Source organism: Methylobacterium segetis (assembly GCF_004348265.1).
Lineage (GTDB): Bacteria > Pseudomonadota > Alphaproteobacteria > Rhizobiales > Beijerinckiaceae > Methylobacterium > Methylobacterium segetis.
This window is the reverse complement of record NZ_SMNT01000122.1, coordinates 1-16,459: the sequence shown is the minus strand read 5'-3', so window position 1 is coordinate 16,459 and position 16,459 is coordinate 1. Positions and strand designations below refer to the sequence as shown.

Annotated in this window: 19 protein-coding genes and 2 pseudogenes; 12 read left to right on the top strand and 9 right to left on the bottom strand. The window is 67.4% G+C overall.

Annotated features, from left to right (window positions below; genetic code table 11):
• The 3 genes from E1J50_RS23005 to E1J50_RS22995 form a co-directional block, all read left to right on the top strand.
• Positions 1-496: hypothetical protein (locus tag E1J50_RS23005; protein WP_132256098.1), on the top strand; the 496-nt coding region annotated here is incomplete at its 5' end.
• A gap of 198 nt (positions 497-694) precedes the next feature.
• The gene (locus tag E1J50_RS23000; protein WP_132256097.1) at positions 695-3,307 is read left to right on the top strand and encodes a phage tail length tape measure family protein; all 2,613 of its coding nucleotides are present in this window, start codon (positions 695-697) and stop codon (positions 3,305-3,307) included.
• Between the two features lie 4 nt (positions 3,308-3,311).
• The gene (locus E1J50_RS22995; protein ID WP_132256096.1) at positions 3,312-3,662 is read left to right on the top strand and encodes a hypothetical protein; all 351 of its coding nucleotides are present in this window, start codon (positions 3,312-3,314) and stop codon (positions 3,660-3,662) included.
• A 10-nt stretch (positions 3,663-3,672) separates the two neighbouring features.
• Here E1J50_RS22995 and E1J50_RS22990 read toward each other — a convergent pair whose 3' ends face one another.
• Together E1J50_RS22990 and E1J50_RS22985 are read right to left on the bottom strand one after the other, a co-directional pair.
• Positions 3,673-4,275, bottom strand: coding sequence for a hypothetical protein (locus tag E1J50_RS22990; RefSeq protein WP_132256095.1), 603 nt, complete (start codon positions 4,273-4,275; stop codon positions 3,673-3,675).
• On the bottom strand, positions 4,272-4,817 hold the full coding sequence (locus E1J50_RS22985) for a hypothetical protein (protein WP_132256094.1): 546 nt from the start codon (positions 4,815-4,817) through the stop codon (positions 4,272-4,274). Before E1J50_RS22985 ends, E1J50_RS22990 begins: the two co-directional genes overlap by 4 nt.
• Before the next feature lie 163 nt (positions 4,818-4,980).
• On the opposite strand from E1J50_RS22985, the gene E1J50_RS27570 reads away from it, so the two are divergent.
• The 4 genes from E1J50_RS27570 (at position 4,981) to E1J50_RS22970 (ending at position 6,378) form a co-directional block, all read left to right on the top strand.
• Entirely contained in the window at positions 4,981-5,157 is a 177-nt protein-coding gene (locus tag E1J50_RS27570) for a hypothetical protein (RefSeq protein ID WP_165937954.1), read from the top strand.
• Positions 5,158-5,220: 63 nt separating this feature from the next.
• Positions 5,221-5,427: a hypothetical protein gene (locus E1J50_RS22980; RefSeq protein WP_132256093.1), complete on the top strand. Its 207-nt coding sequence runs from the start codon at positions 5,221-5,223 to the stop codon at positions 5,425-5,427.
• Positions 5,428-5,473: 46 nt separating this feature from the next.
• Positions 5,474-5,791, top strand: a complete 318-nt coding sequence (locus tag E1J50_RS22975) for a hypothetical protein (protein WP_132256092.1) — start codon at positions 5,474-5,476, stop codon at positions 5,789-5,791.
• Positions 5,792-5,883: 92 nt separating this feature from the next.
• Positions 5,884-6,378, top strand: a complete 495-nt coding sequence (locus E1J50_RS22970) for a hypothetical protein (protein ID WP_132256091.1) — start codon at positions 5,884-5,886, stop codon at positions 6,376-6,378.
• A gap of 34 nt (positions 6,379-6,412) precedes the next feature.
• On the opposite strand, the gene E1J50_RS22965 is transcribed toward E1J50_RS22970, so the two are convergent.
• The 5 genes and pseudogenes from E1J50_RS22965 to E1J50_RS22950 all read right to left on the bottom strand — a co-directional run bounded on the left by E1J50_RS22965 (position 6,413) and on the right by E1J50_RS22950 (position 8,636).
• On the bottom strand, positions 6,413-7,348 hold the full coding sequence (locus E1J50_RS22965) for a DUF4238 domain-containing protein (RefSeq protein WP_165937953.1): 936 nt from the start codon (positions 7,346-7,348) through the stop codon (positions 6,413-6,415).
• 58 nt (positions 7,349-7,406) lie between these two features.
• The gene (locus E1J50_RS22960) at positions 7,407-7,976 is read right to left on the bottom strand and encodes a hypothetical protein (RefSeq protein ID WP_245516709.1); all 570 of its coding nucleotides are present in this window, start codon (positions 7,974-7,976) and stop codon (positions 7,407-7,409) included.
• 69 nt (positions 7,977-8,045) lie between these two features.
• Positions 8,046-8,198: pseudogene (locus tag E1J50_RS28580) on the bottom strand (HNH endonuclease); the annotation flags it as partial.
• An 87-nt stretch (positions 8,199-8,285) separates the two neighbouring features.
• Positions 8,286-8,468, bottom strand: coding sequence for a hypothetical protein (locus E1J50_RS22955; protein ID WP_132256088.1), 183 nt, complete (start codon positions 8,466-8,468; stop codon positions 8,286-8,288).
• 12 nt (positions 8,469-8,480) lie between these two features.
• Positions 8,481-8,636, bottom strand: coding sequence for a hypothetical protein (locus E1J50_RS22950; protein WP_245516708.1), 156 nt, complete (start codon positions 8,634-8,636; stop codon positions 8,481-8,483).
• A gap of 172 nt (positions 8,637-8,808) precedes the next feature.
• On the opposite strand from E1J50_RS22950, the gene E1J50_RS22945 reads away from it, so the two are divergent.
• Genes E1J50_RS22945 through E1J50_RS22935 form a run of 3 tightly spaced genes read left to right on the top strand, consistent with a single transcriptional unit; the run spans position 8,809 to position 10,169 of the window.
• Positions 8,809-9,063: a hypothetical protein gene (locus tag E1J50_RS22945; protein ID WP_132256086.1), complete on the top strand. Its 255-nt coding sequence runs from the start codon at positions 8,809-8,811 to the stop codon at positions 9,061-9,063.
• 10 nt (positions 9,064-9,073) lie between these two features.
• Positions 9,074-9,958, top strand: coding sequence for a hypothetical protein (locus E1J50_RS22940; protein WP_132256085.1), 885 nt, complete (start codon positions 9,074-9,076; stop codon positions 9,956-9,958).
• A gap of 1 nt (position 9,959) precedes the next feature.
• Complete coding sequence (locus E1J50_RS22935; RefSeq protein ID WP_132256084.1) at positions 9,960-10,169, top strand: hypothetical protein; 210 nt, start codon at positions 9,960-9,962, stop codon at positions 10,167-10,169.
• Positions 10,170-10,602: 433 nt separating this feature from the next.
• Here the strand turns inward: E1J50_RS22935 and mdoH are convergent, their stop codons facing one another.
• Entirely contained in the window at positions 10,603-12,768 is a 2,166-nt protein-coding gene (gene mdoH / locus E1J50_RS22930; protein ID WP_132256083.1) for a glucans biosynthesis glucosyltransferase MdoH, read from the bottom strand.
• A gap of 11 nt (positions 12,769-12,779) precedes the next feature.
• Positions 12,780-14,381: an OpgD/OpgG family glucan biosynthesis protein gene (locus E1J50_RS22925; protein ID WP_132256082.1), complete on the bottom strand. Its 1,602-nt coding sequence runs from the start codon at positions 14,379-14,381 to the stop codon at positions 12,780-12,782.
• A 239-nt stretch (positions 14,382-14,620) separates the two neighbouring features.
• On the opposite strand from E1J50_RS22925, the gene glmU reads away from it, so the two are divergent.
• Together glmU and E1J50_RS22915 are read left to right on the top strand one after the other, a co-directional pair.
• Positions 14,621-16,006, top strand: coding sequence for a bifunctional UDP-N-acetylglucosamine diphosphorylase/glucosamine-1-phosphate N-acetyltransferase GlmU (glmU, locus tag E1J50_RS22920; protein ID WP_132256081.1), 1,386 nt, complete (start codon positions 14,621-14,623; stop codon positions 16,004-16,006).
• Between the two features lie 244 nt (positions 16,007-16,250).
• A pseudogene (locus E1J50_RS22915) lies at positions 16,251-16,459 on the top strand (glutamine--fructose-6-phosphate transaminase (isomerizing)); the annotation flags it as partial.

Sequence of the window (16,459 nt, the reverse complement as noted above, 5' to 3'; positions counted from 1 at the left end):
CGCGGCGCGCAATGCCTGGATCGGCTCGACCGATCCAGCCCGCAGCAAGGTGCGCACGTCGTCCGAGGTGCGCACGCGAAGTGCGCAGCAAGGTGCGCATCCAACTGCTCAGGTCCGGACCGAAGACGAGGCTCGGGATGCCATCAGCCTGATCGCCCGCGTGCTGGGGGAGGAAGGCGTCCCCGACGACGGCAAGGGCATCGACTTCGGCAAGGCCCGCACGGCCGAGCTGATCTTGAAGGCGCGCCAGCGCAGCCTCGACCAAGCCGAGCAGGAAGGCCGCCTCGTTGATCGCAGCGCCGCGGAGAAGCTGTTCTTCGAGACGGCCAGAGACATGCGGGACGCCTGGTTATCCTGGCCCGCCCGGATCGGCATCGAACTGGCAGACGAGCTCGGCATCGACGCCCGCTTTCTGACCCCAGCCCTCACCCGGCAGGTGCACCGCCATCTCGCCGAGATGGGCGAGCCGCCCGCCGATTTAGGCCCTGCTCACTGAGGAGCCCTCGCCATGCCGCAGAACATCGCCATCCGCTTGCAGGTCGAGGGCGGCGCCGAGATCAAGCGCAGCTTGGAGGACGCCGGCCGCGCCGGGCAGGACGCCTTCCGCCAAGTCGGCACCGCCGCAGACCAGGCGACCGCCGCGACCGACCGGCTGGCGAAGAAGGCTCAGGAGGCTGCCGATGCGGCCCGCCGCGTGCCCTCGGCGGCGGGCGGTGCGTCGCCGTCCTCGCCGGCCAGCCTGCCGCCGTCGAGCCCGGCGACGATGCGCGAGGTAGAGCGCCTGCGCTCGCAGCTGGACGAGGAGTACCGCCGGCAGAAGTCGCTGAACCGGGCCGAGGACATCCTCGGTCGCGGTTACGGCTCCGGCCTCGTGGATGCTGCTGAACGCGACCGCCTGCGCGGGCTGGCGCTCCAGCGCTTCGCTGGCACGAACGACAATGCCCCGCGGAGCCGCGGTCTCGACGCCTTCCAGAAGCGTGACCTGATGTACCAGGGCGGCGACGTGGTGGCGTCTCTCGGCAGCGGTGCGGGGCTCGGCACCGTGGCGTTCCAGCAGGGCCCGCAGATCCTCCAGGGGCTCGCGGCCGGCGAAGGCGGGCTTCGCGGAGGTCTGACGGCGCTTGGGCAATCTGCGGCCGCCCTCGTGACACCCTTCACCGTCGCAGCGACAAGTGCCACGGCACTGGGCGCCGCCTTCCTCTACGCCGGATCTCAGGCCGCGAAGGATCAGGAGATCCTGGAGCGCGCCACGCAGGGTATCGGCCGCTCGACAGGCGCCACAGCCGGCCAGCTCGACGCGCTGGCGAAGGCGAGTGCCGAGGCCGGCAAGGTCTCGACCTCGACCTCCCGCGAGATCGTCGCTGGCTTCGCCTCGACGGGACAGATCGCGCTGCCGGTGATCGGCGACCTGACTCGCGTTACCAGTGAGTACGCCCGCCTGCTCTCGACGGACGTTCCGACCGCCACGGCGGAGCTCGCCCGCATGTTCGCGGACCCGGCCCGCGGCGCCGACGAGCTTGCGGCAAGGATCGGCGGCCTCGATGACCGCACCCGGCAGCTGATCCAGACCCAGATCGAGCAGGGCGACCGCTCGGCCGCTCAGCAGACGCTGGCCGAAAGCCTGAAGGCGACGATCGACGCAAACGCCAGCGCTACCTCACGCTGGGGTGCGGCCTGGGACATCGCGACCGCCGCGGCGGACCGGTACTGGGAGGCGGCGAAGAAGGTCGCAGGCGTCAAGCTGGGGCTGGCGCCCGAGGGTGCACAGGAAGCTGCCGAGCGCCTGAACAAGCAGGTCGACGACATCAACGCGCGCCGGAAGCGCTTCGGCATGGACCCGCTCAGTTTGGGCGACAGCAGGATCGTTCAGCGCGACACCGCTAACCTCATCAAGGAGACGCAGGAGGCGGAGGCCCGCGCGAAGGCTCTGGAGGAGTTGGCAAACAAAGCGTCGACCACGGCAGGAAACATCGCGCGCAGCATCGATCCCAACTTCGCTCGCCTTTCCGAACTTCGGAAACAGCAGAGCGACCTGAGTGCGGCGCTGGCCGATCCCCTGGCTCGCAACAAGCTCGCAGACTTCGGCCAGACCGAAACGGCCTATCTCGGCGTCACCCGCGCCATCGAGAGCCTGACCGACGCCAACGGCAAGCTGATCTCGTCCGAGGAGATGGCGCGGCGGCAGGATCAGCTACGCCTCGACGCCATCAATGCGAAGACGGAGGCTGAGAAGCGCTCTGTCGCTGAACGGCAGAAGGCATTCGACCTCATCGGCAAGACTGTCACTGGCAGTGACGCGCGCAGCCAGATCGAGCGCGCAGGCTTCCTCGCCCGGGCCGAGGCCGCCTCGAAGGGATCCGACAAGGAGGAGCGCGACGACTTTGACCGGGCGACGCGCTCGACGGAGGATCGGATCCGGCGCCTGCGTGAGCAGGGAGAGACCTACGGCATGGGTGCCGAGGCGGTGGAGCGCTTCCGGGTGCAGCAGGAGTTGCTGACAGCCGCCCAGCGCGCCGGCCGCGACGTCACCCCTGAGCTGACAGCGCGGATCGAGGAGTACGCCAACCAAGCTGCCGAGGCCGCCAAGCGGAACGAGGCTCTGCGCGAGGCGATGCGGACGCAGGATCTCTACCGCAGCGCGGGCTCGGACAGCATCCGGACCTTCATCTCGGATCTCGGCAACGGCAAGAGCATCACCGACGCCTGGGCGAACTCGGTGGATCGGCTGCGCCAGCGCTTCCTCGACATGGCTTCCGATAACATCACCGACCTGATTTTCGGCAAGCGCGGCTCAAGCGATGGCGGCCTGCTCGGCAGCCTGTTCAAGCCGGGTGACAGCGGAGGCGCCTCATCCCCTGGCTTGTCCGACTTCTTCAAGAGCGATTTCTTCCCGTCCTTCGATGGAGGCGGCTTCACGGGCGCCGGCGGCCGGTATGATCCGGCCGGCATCGTCCATCGCGGCGAGGTGGTGTTCAGCCAGGACGATGTGCGCAGGCTGGGCGGCGTCGGGATCGTCGAGGGGATGCGCCGCGGCGGCCGCGGCTATGCTGATGGCGGCGTGGTCGGTCGCGAGGCCTTCACCATGCCGCGGGCGATGTCGCCGGCTCCGGGATCGACAGCCGGAGGTCTTGCTGAAGTGCACATCCACAACGCGCCCGCCGGCACGACGGCGAAGACCACTCAGGGGCCGCGCGGGCCGCGGCTCGACATCCAGATCGACCAGATGGTGGCCGGCGCCCTGATGGGTGGCCCCAGCACGCAGTATGCCCTGAAGAAGCTCAGCGGTGGCAACAGGCTGCGCGGGTAAGCCGATGAACCCACGCATTCGCAGGATGGAGGCGACCATCGCCGCCCTGACGCCGCTCTGCGATCCGGACGTACTTGCAGCCTGCCGGCGACTCGCCGCCACCGATGGCCAGCACTTCGTCGATCAGGCGATTGCCGTCATCGGCAACGCCCGGCTCACGCCCGCAGCCGAGGCACACCTTGAACGCACCATGGAGGAGTTCGTCGCCGGTCAGTGCGCAGGCGTCCGCGCCAGCGGCGCCAACGAACAGGAGACCCTGGCCTATGCGCTCGCCTGCACGATCGCCATCGCGACCCGGATCCAGGAGGTGCAGCGCGCCGAGCGGGAGATTGCGCGCGGGGCGGCGGTGAACTGAGGCCGTTTGCCTACAGCGCATCCTTCTCTTTGGTGGCTTTTGCCTTCGAGAATGCTGCGCTGAGTGGCTTGTTCTCGTAGATGATCAGATAGTAGAGATCATCCATTGCAGCAGCGTTGAGCGATAGTTGAATGTTTGCCATTGGCGAACTCCAATTTTTTGCTTGCACACGCTCATTGGAATGGATTGACCAAGAGAATTTTTCTGGATCAAGCATAAATTTATTTCTAGGCGGGCTAGAAATATCTCTGCCGTTTCCGTACCGCTCATCAAGCAACTGTGAAAGCTTTGAAAAGCGGTTAAGCGACTGTGATCCGTCTTTGTCGCTGCGCCACGTTTTCGAGACAGCGGCAATGCGCCAGAGTTTGTTGTCATAGCCAAACGAAATAAAGACGCTCTCGGTGTCCGCGAGGACCTTTGGCAAATTGGCTGCCCGGTAGGTCGATCCGAACGCATCGCCTTTCTCCGGGGTCAGCGCGATCTGCTCCTTCTCGGCCTCCTCCTTGGTCATCGACCAACGAAGCCCGAAGGGTGCTCCGGAACTCTGCGTCTCTTGAGCCAGCGCCGGCACGGCATGGCACATGAGAACGACTGGAACGACTGCCCACCTCATAGCGCACCCTTCTCGTCGACGCTTCTGCCCGTCGGAGCATTCCTGCCGGCAGCAGGCTGTGCTGGGACACCGACTCCATACTTGCCCATCAGGTATTTCAGCCGGAGGACCGAGATCGCGACCTTCTTCGTCTGCATCTCGACGAGCGCCATGGTCTGGATGAGGCCGCCATAGTTGGTCGCCTTCTCCGTCGCTGCGGCCAGATCCTTCTGCTCCTTGGCCATCTCAGCTTCTATGTCGCGAGCGTCGGCCTCTGTGAACAGCTGCGTCGGCTGCCCTGGCACCGTGTAGTTCAGGTTGATCCACCGGAGCCAGGACAGCTTCTTCTGCTGGAGCATCGCCCTTGTCGACGAGAGGAAGCCGAGTTCGATATCACACTGGATCTTCAGCACGGAACCTGCGCCGAAATCTGCACAGCGGCTCTTCGCATCTGCTACGGATGCATCAACCTGACTGATGTCCTGCTCCAGTTCCTCAGAGGTTGGGCCGAACTTCGCATTTGCGGCCGCCAGTGCGGCTGGCGCGGCGAGCAGAAGCAGCACTCCGCCGATCAGGACCCTTGATCGTCCTCGCATTCTACTTCCCCCAGCGAGCTTTTCCCCGGTATTGAGCATTTTGCTCGTCGGAGTCTGTCACCGGGAAAGCACGCTAGGTTGCCGCTGATGCGGTTGTCGGGCTGCTGCATTGAATCTAAGGCTGCCGGCCATGCAGAAGCTCGAAGCCCTCCTCGACCGCCTGAAGGCCCATCAGCGCGAGCTCATCCTGGAGGCAGCTGAACGTGACATGCTCCCGCCGGACGGCATGCTGCGCCGGATCGCCGAGCTGGAGAACGTCATCGCTGCTGTCGAGGCCGTGGCGGACGAGGAGCGGCGCGGAGCGTGAGATCGGTGCAGCGCCGGCCGGCGACGGGTTGGTCACCTTCGTAGGCCATGGCATAGCGTAGCCATGAGCAACGACGCACCGCATCCCTACAGCATTGAGGTCGAACCCCTCACGAAGCCGGAGGGACACTTCGGCTGGCTCCTGCGCCGGAGCGGCAAGCTGATCGAGCGCTCGGACCGCGCCTATCGGAGTGAGGAGAGGGCTCGGGAAGCCGCCGTGGAAGCCGCTGAGCGCGACAGCAAGCCCGGCGCGGGCGTGGGGCGGCGCTGAGCTCCCCGGCCAGAGAGAAGCCAGCTGGCCGGAAAAGCGGTGACCCATGCGCGCGATCGGCAGAGGCCCGTCAGTCCCGCGCCGCCTCCGCAATCCGCGCCGGAGCTACGATCTCGAGGGCCGGGAATGCGAGCCGGCGACGGTCGCCAACGCGCGCCAGAACGGAGCTCGCGGCATCACCGTGAAGTGCGCCTGCAACCATGAGGCGCTGATCCCCTTCGAGCGATTGTGGCCTGACGAGTACGTGCCGGACGTCGCGCTGCGCTGCCGGTGCACGGTCTGTGGCGGCCGGCGGATCGAGAGCTATCCGGATTGGTCGGGTGGCTGGCGGTGGAAGGCTGGTGGACTGGCGCCGACCACCTAAAAGTCTGGGTGCCAGATCCATCCAGAGGGACTAGGTTCGCCGCCCTTTCGAGGCCCGCGCATCGGTATGCGGCTGGAGAGTCGGTGATCCCAATGGACCTAAACACGTATCTCAGAACTATCTTAGCAACAAACCCCAACGACTGGCTAAAGGTTGATGGAGCTACCTTCCTGCAAAGCGTTGATGAGATCACCTCTTTTAGCGGCGGTTCAAACCATAGCGCGCTCGGTGACCTGAGGGAACACCGGGAAATCGCAACATTGAAGTCCGATCTCTCGATCTCGCTGGCCGCCGGTCTCAAGCACCGGGATAAGTTCTACGAGCCCTGGACGAAGGGATTTGCTGACCCGAACGCATCATCGGTGTTCATCGACGCGCTCTGGAACGGGCGGCCGGTCTTCCGGGAAATTGGTGTCTACGTCGATGGAGCGCGCGCTCTCTTGCCGCCTCCGATCCCCGGGTCACTCGAGGTGGAAGCAGACCGTGCGACCTTCTTCGAGTTGGTGGATAGTCTCTTCTCCTCTGGCCAGCACAGCCTCTACTTCCGGCAGGCCTCCTTCACGACGGTGAACAAGCCCTGGCCCTAGGCGCGAGCGAGCGCCTCGGCCTCGGCAGTGAACATTAGCGGGAGCGGCTCATCCGCTCCCGCAACGCGCGCCCGGCCGCAATCTGGTCCACCAGAGGCCGAGGGCGCGTTCTCGACATATGGCGCTGGACGAATGCGAGGTGCGCGTCGCTGCCGGCGTAGACGTACCGGGAGGCTTGCCCGACGACGCGCTCGTTAAGCTTCTCGATGAAAGTGTTGTGGTCCTGCGAGCTGAGCCGCTGCACCATGGCGGGCGTATTGACGGCGTAGAAGACGGCCCGAGGCCCGATCGGCATGAGGATGAGTGACTCGGGGTAGGCCAGCCCGTCGGTCATCACGAGCGGTCGATCGGAGGTGAGCACCTCACGACGGAAGTTCGGGTAGAGGAGGGCACCCCATCGCATTCCTACGATGTGGTCGTTGATAGGCTCGCTGTTCATCATTTCGACCAGGATGCTCATGCCGATCCGCTCGACCTGATCATCCGGGACGCTGTCCATGTAGGTCTGCAAGTCCCGCGGCCAATGCGCGCGTCGGCGGCGCCGATAATCGCGCTCCATCTCCGGGGTCACGATACGCCAGCCCCGAGCGAAGTGCTCTTTGAAGGCTTCGAGATCGTCCGGATGTCGATGCATCAACGACATCATGAACCGGGCCCAGGCCCGCATCTCTCTCGTCGAGAAGGCGACACGCCGGCCTGAGCAGAAGGCTCTCATTACGACGGCGGCCGCGTCATCGACCGGCTTCATGAAGAGTTGTTCGACGGCTTGAGCGTCAGGCCCGCTCAGCCCCCGCAACTCGTATAGCCGATCAACCCAGCCGGTCCCTGCGGGGTGAGTCCGCCTCGGCTTGATCACATCGTGCCGAGGGCGCGGGCGGCTGTACTCACAGATCCGCCCGTCCGAGAATGCCCATTGCTTCGTATAGAAGACGGGCACGAAGTGATGCCGACCCGGCGGGTTCTGGATCATCGCCGTTGAAGCTGGGCCGACCGCTGTGCAGCCGCAACCATCGAAATGGCGGCAAATATCATGCCGCCATTCCCACAATAACATCATAAGTCGGCCCGGCACTTCCAGCCGAATCTGAAGCTTCCATTGAAAACAGTGTGATCGAACAAACTAGAAAGCTAGCGCGCCATTCCAAGCTGAGTTGGTGCAGCAGGCGTCGCGAACCCTGCGACGATCCCCCTCCAATGAAAGATGAGGAAAACGTTTGTGTTCCAAGTATTAAGCCCTGCAGAAATGGCCGGAAGTTATAACTTCCAACTTCTCCAACAGCATAACCATGCGCGATTTTGGCTAGCAATCGGCCGAAAAGATCCGGCGAGAACTCCTGTGTGAAGGCTTTGTTTGGGCCAAAACTTTGAAGTTTCTGGTAGAAATTGGGGCCTGCCCTTACCGATGTCCCTTCGATCACAAGTCCATCACGATGCGGTGCGCCAGAAAATAAGGTAGGGGGCTGAATTACCGGCAAAACTACTGCGTAGGGATGATCGGAAACAGGTATATCAAGCCATTCATGGTCGCCTTCATTCTTAAAATAAGACAGCCTAAGCGTCTTCGGCCTTTCCTTCCTCTTGCGTGTTGGAAGGTTCATGTGAGTCCGCGCCGCTAGAAACATGTTGCGAAGACAGTAACGCTCAAAATCTGATGTAACACGAGCGCACTGATCGCAACTGGCATCCGTAAATACTAAATTACCACCTAGTCCAAACGGTATTATATGCTCTCTTGATAGTTTTCGATCGGATCCGCAGTAAATACAATGACCAATCGAAGGATAAGTTTTCACTCTTCCGTCATTAAGCGCAAATGCCATTGGCAAACTTTCGTGAAATGTGCAATATTTTCTACTAAGATCAATGCTGGTATGGGGTGAACTATCATTTCTCATGCTTCGTAAGGATCATTGCAACCAGTGATCCCGCCGGATTTTCACGAGCACGATGATCGAGGCGAACAACGCTGCGGCAGCCGTGTCACCGACCGCTACCCTTGGATCATCAGGCTGCACGACCAGCAGCACAGCGATCGTGGCCAGACCGATAATCCCGGCACCGGCGAGCGCTAGCAGAGTGCGTTCAGTCACGTGCGCTCGCCTTCAACGCTTGGCGAGATGCGGCTCGTTACCCAGCGTCGAGGTAGCTGTGCCGCCGAGGTAGCCCTCGGCCTTGAGGTGGTCAGTCAGCACCTTCTCAATCAGGCTGGAGAGCGAGCGCGTGTCGTTCCTCGCCGCCTTCTCAGCTGCAGCCTTCACGTCGGGTGGAAGCCGAACCGACACCGGAGCAGATTTCAACGACATCGTATTCCATTGTAGTTGACAGCCATCTTGGCTACATGTAACTACAATGTCGCCAGAAAGGCAACGGCCCGCAACAGTGTTTGCACCACCGCGCGGGCCTGACCACTCACGTTGGGGCACAACGCTCATGGCTAACCGCAATTCTACAACACCGGCGCGCGCCGGTGAACGCTCCCGCTCGCCTTCCGCAGCTGTTTACGCCCGGCCGGTCCCCGAGCTGGAGGACGAGGCCGCTGGGCACTGGCCCCTCATCCGGGCCGACCGCCCCGACACCGCCCACGTCCGCGCGCCGCGCTTCCTCGACGCGGCCGGCGAGCTCGTCTCGGCCCTGATGATCGTGGGGGGCGGTGTCGCCCTCTACGGCTTCCTGCAAATCGCGTGAGGGGGCTGGTATGAAGACCGCACGCAAGGGCACTACCGACGTGCAGCAACCTGGCCTTCGCGAGCGGGCGAAGGCTGCACGAGCATCCGCCTCACGCCTCACGCTGCGCGATGACCGAGTCACCGCGAGCCCTGATCCGATCCTCGCAGCCATCGAGCGGCACGCCGCGGCGGCCGCAGCCTTCCGCGACAGCACCATTGCAGCGGATCAGACTTGGGTCGCGAAGCATGGAGGCGACACCTCGCCGGAGGCGATGGCGAAGGCAGAAGCAGCCTGGGAGGCTGCGGATCTCGTGCAGATCGAAGCCTGGAACGCGCTGTTCGAGACGCGGCCGACCACCTCTGAAGGGCTTGTCGCGCTTCTGCGCCACGTCGGTGAGTACGCCGATACCATGCTCGACACGGGCGGCACCTACACCGCGGCGAGCATCTTCGATGTGCTGGCGGACCATGCGGCGGCGCTGTCGGACAAACTGCCGGGCCACCAACCTTGTGCAGCTAGCAAGCTGGGCGAACTCCTCAAACAGGCTTGGCGCGAACACGACCTGCTCGAAGAGGCCATGACGTCAAGTGGCAGGGAGGCATTGCGTCCGCTGGAAGAGATCAACCTTCGGCAGATCCAGGAGATGGAATTGGCGATCAGCTACGTGACGGCCTCGTCGCCCGTTGGCATGCTCACACAACTCGCCATAGCTTTCGATGCAGTGGACACTGCTGCCAACGGTGCCAGCCCAGATATCTGCTCCTCGGGCCAGGAGCGGGCCGAGCGCTGCCTTCACTCGATCGCTGCAGCCCTTTGCGCAATGACAGGCGTCGCTCGAGAGAGCGGCTGTGCCGGTCGGTACTTGCCGACCCGTCTCGACCACCTTTTTTTCTTCCTGTCGGAGGTCGCCTGACATGGCTGAGATCATCCGCTTCCCCGCTGGCCGCCCCGTGCCGGCCGCCACGATCCCGCGCCAGGAATTCGCCGCGCTTGCCGAGCTCGCCCTCGACGTCGTCGACCGCATAGTCGCGCTGCTCGACGAGGAGGATGGCAGTGATTCGGGGCCGTCGCCCGCCGCACCGATCGGCGGCGTCAGTGATGCTGGTGCGCCCAATCCCAAATGAGAAGGCCGGTCCAGAAGGTCAGAGACCCGACGTAGGCGTAGAAGACGAGCGCTTCGATCGGCATTGGTTTGCCCTCCGATCGTGTGCGGTCCCCCTACGCCTCCGAGTCTTCGACCACCACCCATGTTCCGCATCGGTCCGCTGCCGCACGGTGTGCCGCCGAGAGGGCAGGGCGGTTGCTACCGCTTTTGCTACCCAATTCGTTGGTACGAGCCAGGATGGAGAACGATGAGTGAACACCGTCAGGCCGGATTTCACCGGCAAAACAACACGTTAGACGATCGGCTGGGATTGGGCGGGACGGCCGAGGGCGAATTTCAAGACCGCTGCCTTAAACCACTCGGCCACCCTTCCCCGGTGCCCGCCCGGGCGGGGGCGAGTCCCCGCGCTTGATAGCGGAGAACGCCCGCGGGCGACATCGAAAACATCGGCCTCAGGGGTCGAGGCGTCCGAGCCGGTCGAGGAGGGCGCGGTCGTGGAGGAGGGCCATGCGCTCCTTCGGCGTCAGCCAGCCCGCGGCCTCGGCGAGGGTCTCGGCCTCGACCACCTTCGCCTGGGCGAGCGTCCGCTCCGGGTCGATGCGCCCGCGCGGGCGCGGTTCGCCCGCGGGCAGCATCGCGACGTGCGCCCGGGCGAGGGCGGGCTCGGAATGGAGCGCGCGCAGGGAATCCGCCTCGTCGAAGCCGCGGGCGGCGTTGCGGTCCGCGAGGGCGCCGGCGGCCTGGGCGATCGCGGGCGGCTCGCGCTCCTCCGGGGTCATCAGGAGGCCGGCCCGGCGCAGGGCGAGGCCGAGGCCGAGCTGGCCGCTCGCCCAGGAGATCGGGATCGCCAGGACGAGGCCGAGGATCGTCGGCGACATCCAGAGGAACAGGGAGGTGGCGATGGCGAAGGCCGCCACCCCCGTGATCAGCCCGAGCGCCGTGTGCCAGCGGTGGCGGCGCACGATGTCGCGGAAGGGAATCGAGCCGTCGTCCCGCCGCTGCGGGTTCCAGCCCGTGTCGCGCCCGGCCAGGATCTGGAACACCGAGCCCGACTGGATCAGCATCGCGATCGGGGCGATCAGGGCCGAGAGCAGGATCTCGATGAGGCTCGAGGCGAGGAGCCGGATCGTGCCGCCGCAGGCCCGCCGCACCGGCCCGTCGATCAGGGCGAGGATCAGGCCGAGGACCTTCGGGGCGAGCAGGATGCCCATGGTGAGGCCGAAGAGCTTGAGCGCGCGCACCGGGTCGAAGCGCGGGAAGACCGCGTAGAGCCCGAACTCGCTCGTGAAGTATTCGGGCCGCACGTAGGCCGTCTGCAGCACGAGGGCGATGCCGACGACGAGCTGCGCCAGCCAGAGCGGGGAGGCGACGTAGCCCGCGATGCCGGTGGCGAAGTGCTGGCGGGAGGCGAGGGCGAGGCCCGCCGCGCCGATGATGCGGCCGTGCTGCAGGTTGCCCTGCGCCCAGCGCCGGTCGCGCACCGCCACGTCGATCAGGGAGGGCGGGCTCTCCTCGTAGGAGCCGGAGAGCGTCGGCAGCATGGTGACCGCCCAGCCGGCGCGGCGGATCAGGGCCGCCTCCACGAAATCGTGGCTCAGCACGTGGCCGCCGAAGGGCGGGCGGCCGGGCAGGTCCGGCAGGCCGCAGGCCTGCGCGAAGGCGCGGGTGCGGATGATCGCGTTGTGGCCCCAGTAATTGCCGTCGCGGCCCGACCACACGCTCAAGCCCGTCGCGATCACGGGCCCGTAGATGCGCGCGGCGAATTGCTGGACGCGGGCAAACAGCGTGTTGCGGTTGATGATGAGCGGCAGGCTCTGGATGATGCCGGCATCCGGGTCCGCCTCCATGGCGCTCGCGAGCCGCACCACGCTGTCGCCCGTCATCAGGCTGTCGGCGTCGAGCACCAGCATGTGGTCGTAATGCCCGCCCCAGCGGCTCACGAAATCGCCGATGTTGCCGGCCTTGCGGTGGTGGTTCTTCGGCCGGTGCCGGTAGAAGATCCGGGCCTCGCGCCCGAGGCGGGCCCGCAGGTCGAGGAAGGCGCGCTCCTCGGCGATCCAGGCGTCGGCCTGCGTCGAGTCCGAGAGCACGAACCAGTCGAAGTGCCGGCCGAGCCCCGTCGCCTCGACGGATTCGCGCATCGCCTCGAGCCCCGCGAAGGTGCGGGCGGTGGCCTCGTTGTAGACGGGCATCAGGACCGCCGTGCGGGTCGCGAGCGCGGCCGGCCGCGCGGGCAGGCGCGGGCGGCGCAGGAGCGTGACGAAGCCGAGGATCGCGCCGGTGAAGGCGAGGGCGATCCAGGAGAAGTTGAGCACGAACAGGACGAGCAAGGCCCATTGCAGCGCCGTCGGGCTGCCCGAGACCGCGATGGTCTCGTACATCTGCAGGGCGCCGTAGGCGGTGAGCGCGACCGCGCCCCCGAACACGAAGAGGCGCGCGCCCCAGGGCGTCCGGAGGGGCCGGCCCGGCCGGTGGCCCTGGTCCGGGCTCCAGCGCGCGAGATCCTGCACCGGCATCGGAAGCGGCGCCTCCGGCGGCATCGCGGGCGCGAAGCCGGCCTCCTCCGGGGCAGGAGCCTCCGGGGGCGACGGGGCGTCGAGGGTGGCGGTTCGGTCCATGGGGCTGCCTCTCACGGCGTCCAGCGGTAGAGCCAGGTCTCGGTGATCGCCCGCCCGTCCCGGCGCAGGGCGAGGCGCAGCTCGCAGGCCCGCTCGCCGCCGGGATCGAGTTCGAAGGCGACCCGCACCGTCTTGCGCTCGGGATAGGCGTAGAGCGCCTGCCGGGCGATGGTGCCCGGGCTCGCCGTCAGCGCGGTCTCGGTCTCGGGGCCGGGCCGCGCGAAGGCCTCGCCCGTGAAGTCCACGAGGAAGAGCCGGCGGTTGCCGCCGCTGCCGCGCCCGCTCCGGGTGCCGGTCACCCGGGCGACCGGCGGGCGCTCCGGCGGCTCCCAGCACCAGAACTGGCGGTAGGCGAAGCGCGTCTCGGCGCCCGCCGCAAGCGCGGTCCTGGGCCGCCAATAGGCGAGGATGTTCTCGTTGAACTCGGAATCGCTCGGGATCTCGAGGAGCGTCACCGCGCCCTCGCCCCAGGAGCCCAGCGGCTCCAGCCAGAGGGAGGGGCGCCCCTCCCAATGCTGCACGTCGTCCTCGAAATCCGCGTAGTCGCGCGCCCGCTGCATCAGGCCGAACCCCTTCGGGTCGGCGTCGAGGAAGGAGGAGATCTGCAGGGTGTCCGGGTTGTGCACCGGCCGCCAGATCGCCTCCTCGGCGCCGTTGCGGATCTGCAGGCCGCCCGCCGCGTAGGCTCCGGCGCGGGCGTCGTCGTTGCCGCGCCGGTCGTGGGGGCCGAACAGGTAGCTCGCCTGCATGCCGCCGAGCCCGAGATGGTCGATGGTCACGCGCGGGAAGACGGTGCCCTCGATGTCGGCGATCGAGGCCTCGCCCGGCCGCAGGCTCAGGCGCAGGGCGCCGGAAGCGGATTCGGAATCGATCAGCGCGTGGACGACGAGCCGGTCCTCCCCCGGCCCCGGCCGCTCGATCCAGAAGGCGCGGAAGCGCGGGAATTCCTCGCCGCGGGAATCGGCCGGGCGCAGCGTCAGCGCCCGGGCCGTGACGCCGAAGCCCTGGCCCGCCGCGAGCAGGCGGAAGAACGAGGCGCCCTGGAACAGCGCGAAATCGGAGAGTTCGCCCCCGCCGAAGCGGGCCCGCAGGCGGAAGCCCGAATAGCCCGGATCCTCCGGGAACTCGGGCAGCACGAAGCCGCCGGTCGCGAACAGGGAGCGGTCGTAGGGGACGGGCCGCACCGTGCCGTCCTCGACCAGGGCGAGGCTGACCCGGTCGGTGAAGATCGAGCCCCGGTGCAGCGGCTCCACCGTGAAGCGGAGGCCCGCCTCGGCCCAGAGGGCGCGGCCGGGCGCGGTGGCGATGGCGTTGTACTGCTCGCGGCCGAGGTTGCGCAGCGAGGCGGGCAGGTCGTCGGTGCGCGGGGCGGCGTAGGGGGCCTTGGCGAGCGCCCGGGCGATCTCGACGACGGTGCCCGGCTCGAAGCGGGCGCCGGCCGGGGGCAGGGCGGGCGCGCCCTCCGCGGCGTGGGCGGCGCCGGCGAGCAGGCCGGCAAGCCCCCCCGCCGCATGGCGCAGGAGGTCGCGGCGGGAGCGGTCCCGGGCGGGCGACGGGGGGTGCTCGCGGGGGCAGGGGGCGAGGCCGGGGCGACCGTCTGTGGGCAGCGTCATACCGTCTTCATGCACGCAACGGCGGGGAATGGGCAGGGGTCATCGCAGTTTGTGTGCGCCGCAGCGGGCGAGATTTCGTCTACCACGCCGGCGCCTGAACTGAAGGTTAAGATACTTCCGATCTACTCCATCAGAAGTCGCACTGCTCCCTGCGAGCGGGTTTTGCGCAGCCCTGCCGATCGGCTAAGCCGGAGCGTGAAGCGCCCTGCGCGCAGCAGGCAGATCCGGGATTCCGACCGATGACGACATCCGACACGGCCTCCGGCCGGCGCAGCCTCACGGCGATCGTGCTCGCGGCGGGCAAGGGCACGCGGATGCGCTCCGACCTGCCGAAGGTGCTGCACCGGATCGCCGGGCGCAGCATGCTCGGCCACGTGCTGGCCGCGGCGCAGGAGGCGGGCGCCACCCGCATCGCCGTGGTGGCGGAGCCGGGGCGCGAGGACGTCGCCCGCGAGGCCGCCGCGGCGGCGCCGGGCGCGCGCCTCTACCCGCAGGCCGAGCGCCTCGGCACGGCGCACGCGGTGCTCGCCGCCCGCGCGGCGCTCGCCGAGGGCGACGACGACATCGTGGTGGCCTTCGGGGACACGCCGCTCATCTCCAGCGAGACGCTCCGGCGCCTGCGCGCGCCCCTCGCCGAGGGCGCGGCCGTGGCGGTGCTCGCCTTCGAGGCCGCGGAGCCGGCGGGCTACGGGCGCGTCCTGACGGAGGGCGAGCGGGTGCTCGCCATCCGCGAGGAGAAGGATGCGAGCGAGGCCGAGCGCCGGGTGCGCCTGTGCAATGCCGGGCTGATGGCGCTCGCGGGCGCCCACGCCCTCCCGCTCCTGGAGCGGATCGGCAACGACAACGCGGCCGGCGAGTACTACCTGCCCGACGCGGTGGCGCTGGCGGTGGCCGACGGCCTGCCCGTGGCCGTCGTCTCCGTGGAGGAGGCGGAGGCGCAGGGGGTCAACGACCGGGTCCAGCTCGGCGTCGCCGAGGCCGCGATCCAGGCGCGGCTGCGCCGGGCCGCCCAGCTCGGCGGCGCGACCCTGATCGCCCCCGAGACCGTCTTCCTCAGCGCCGACACGGTGCTCGGCCGCGACGTGGTGGTGGAGCCCCACGTCGTGTTCGGCCCCGGCGTCGCGGTCGGCGACGGCTCGGTCGTCCACGCCTTCTCGCATCTCGAGGGCGCGCGCCTGGAGGAGGGGGTCAGCATCGGCCCCTACGCGCGCCTGCGCCCCGGCGCCCTGCTGGAGACGGGCGCGCGCATCGGCAATTTCGTCGAGGTCAAGAACGCGACGCTCCGGGCCGGCGCCAAGGCCAACCACCTGACCTATCTCGGCGATGCCGAGATCGGCGAGGGCGCCAATGTCGGGGCGGGCACCATCACCTGCAATTACGACGGCGTGAACAAGCACCGCACCGCGATCGGGGCGGGCGCCTTCATCGGCTCGAACTCGGCCCTCGTCGCCCCCGTGAGCATCGGGGCCGGCGCCTACGTCGCCACGGGGTCGGTCATCACCGACGACGTGCCGGCCGACGCGCTGGCCGTCGCCCGCGGGCGGCAGGCGGTGAAGGAGGGCTGGGCCGAGCCGAAACGCGCGGCGATGCGGGCGGAGAAAGAGGCGCGCGCGCGCAAGGGCTGAGCCCGAAAATCCGAGTTCTGCCCATGACTTGCGGCGGGATCCTGCGAGACCCTCTCAAGGCTTTCGCAGCAATCCGCGACCGAAACCGGCCTCGGGGCTGGCATGGCGCCGTCCCGATCCGGTACAAGGGCGACGCTTTCAGGCAAGCGCGGCCGGGCACAACCCTTGCGGGTGGCGAGCCGCGCGCAGAGCGTTCCGGCCGGACCGGGACGCCATCGGCATCATCGAGGCAGAAGATACGACCATGTGCGGCATCGTAGGCATCGTCGGGCGCGACGCGGTGGCAGGACAGGTCATCGAGGCACTGCGCCGCCTCGAATACCGCGGCTACGACTCGGCCGGCATCGCAACCCTCGAGCACGGACGCCTCGAGCGCCGCCGCGCCGAGGGCAAGCTCGCCAACCTCCAGCTCAAGCTCATCCAGGCCCCCCTGTCCGGCGCCATCGGCATCGG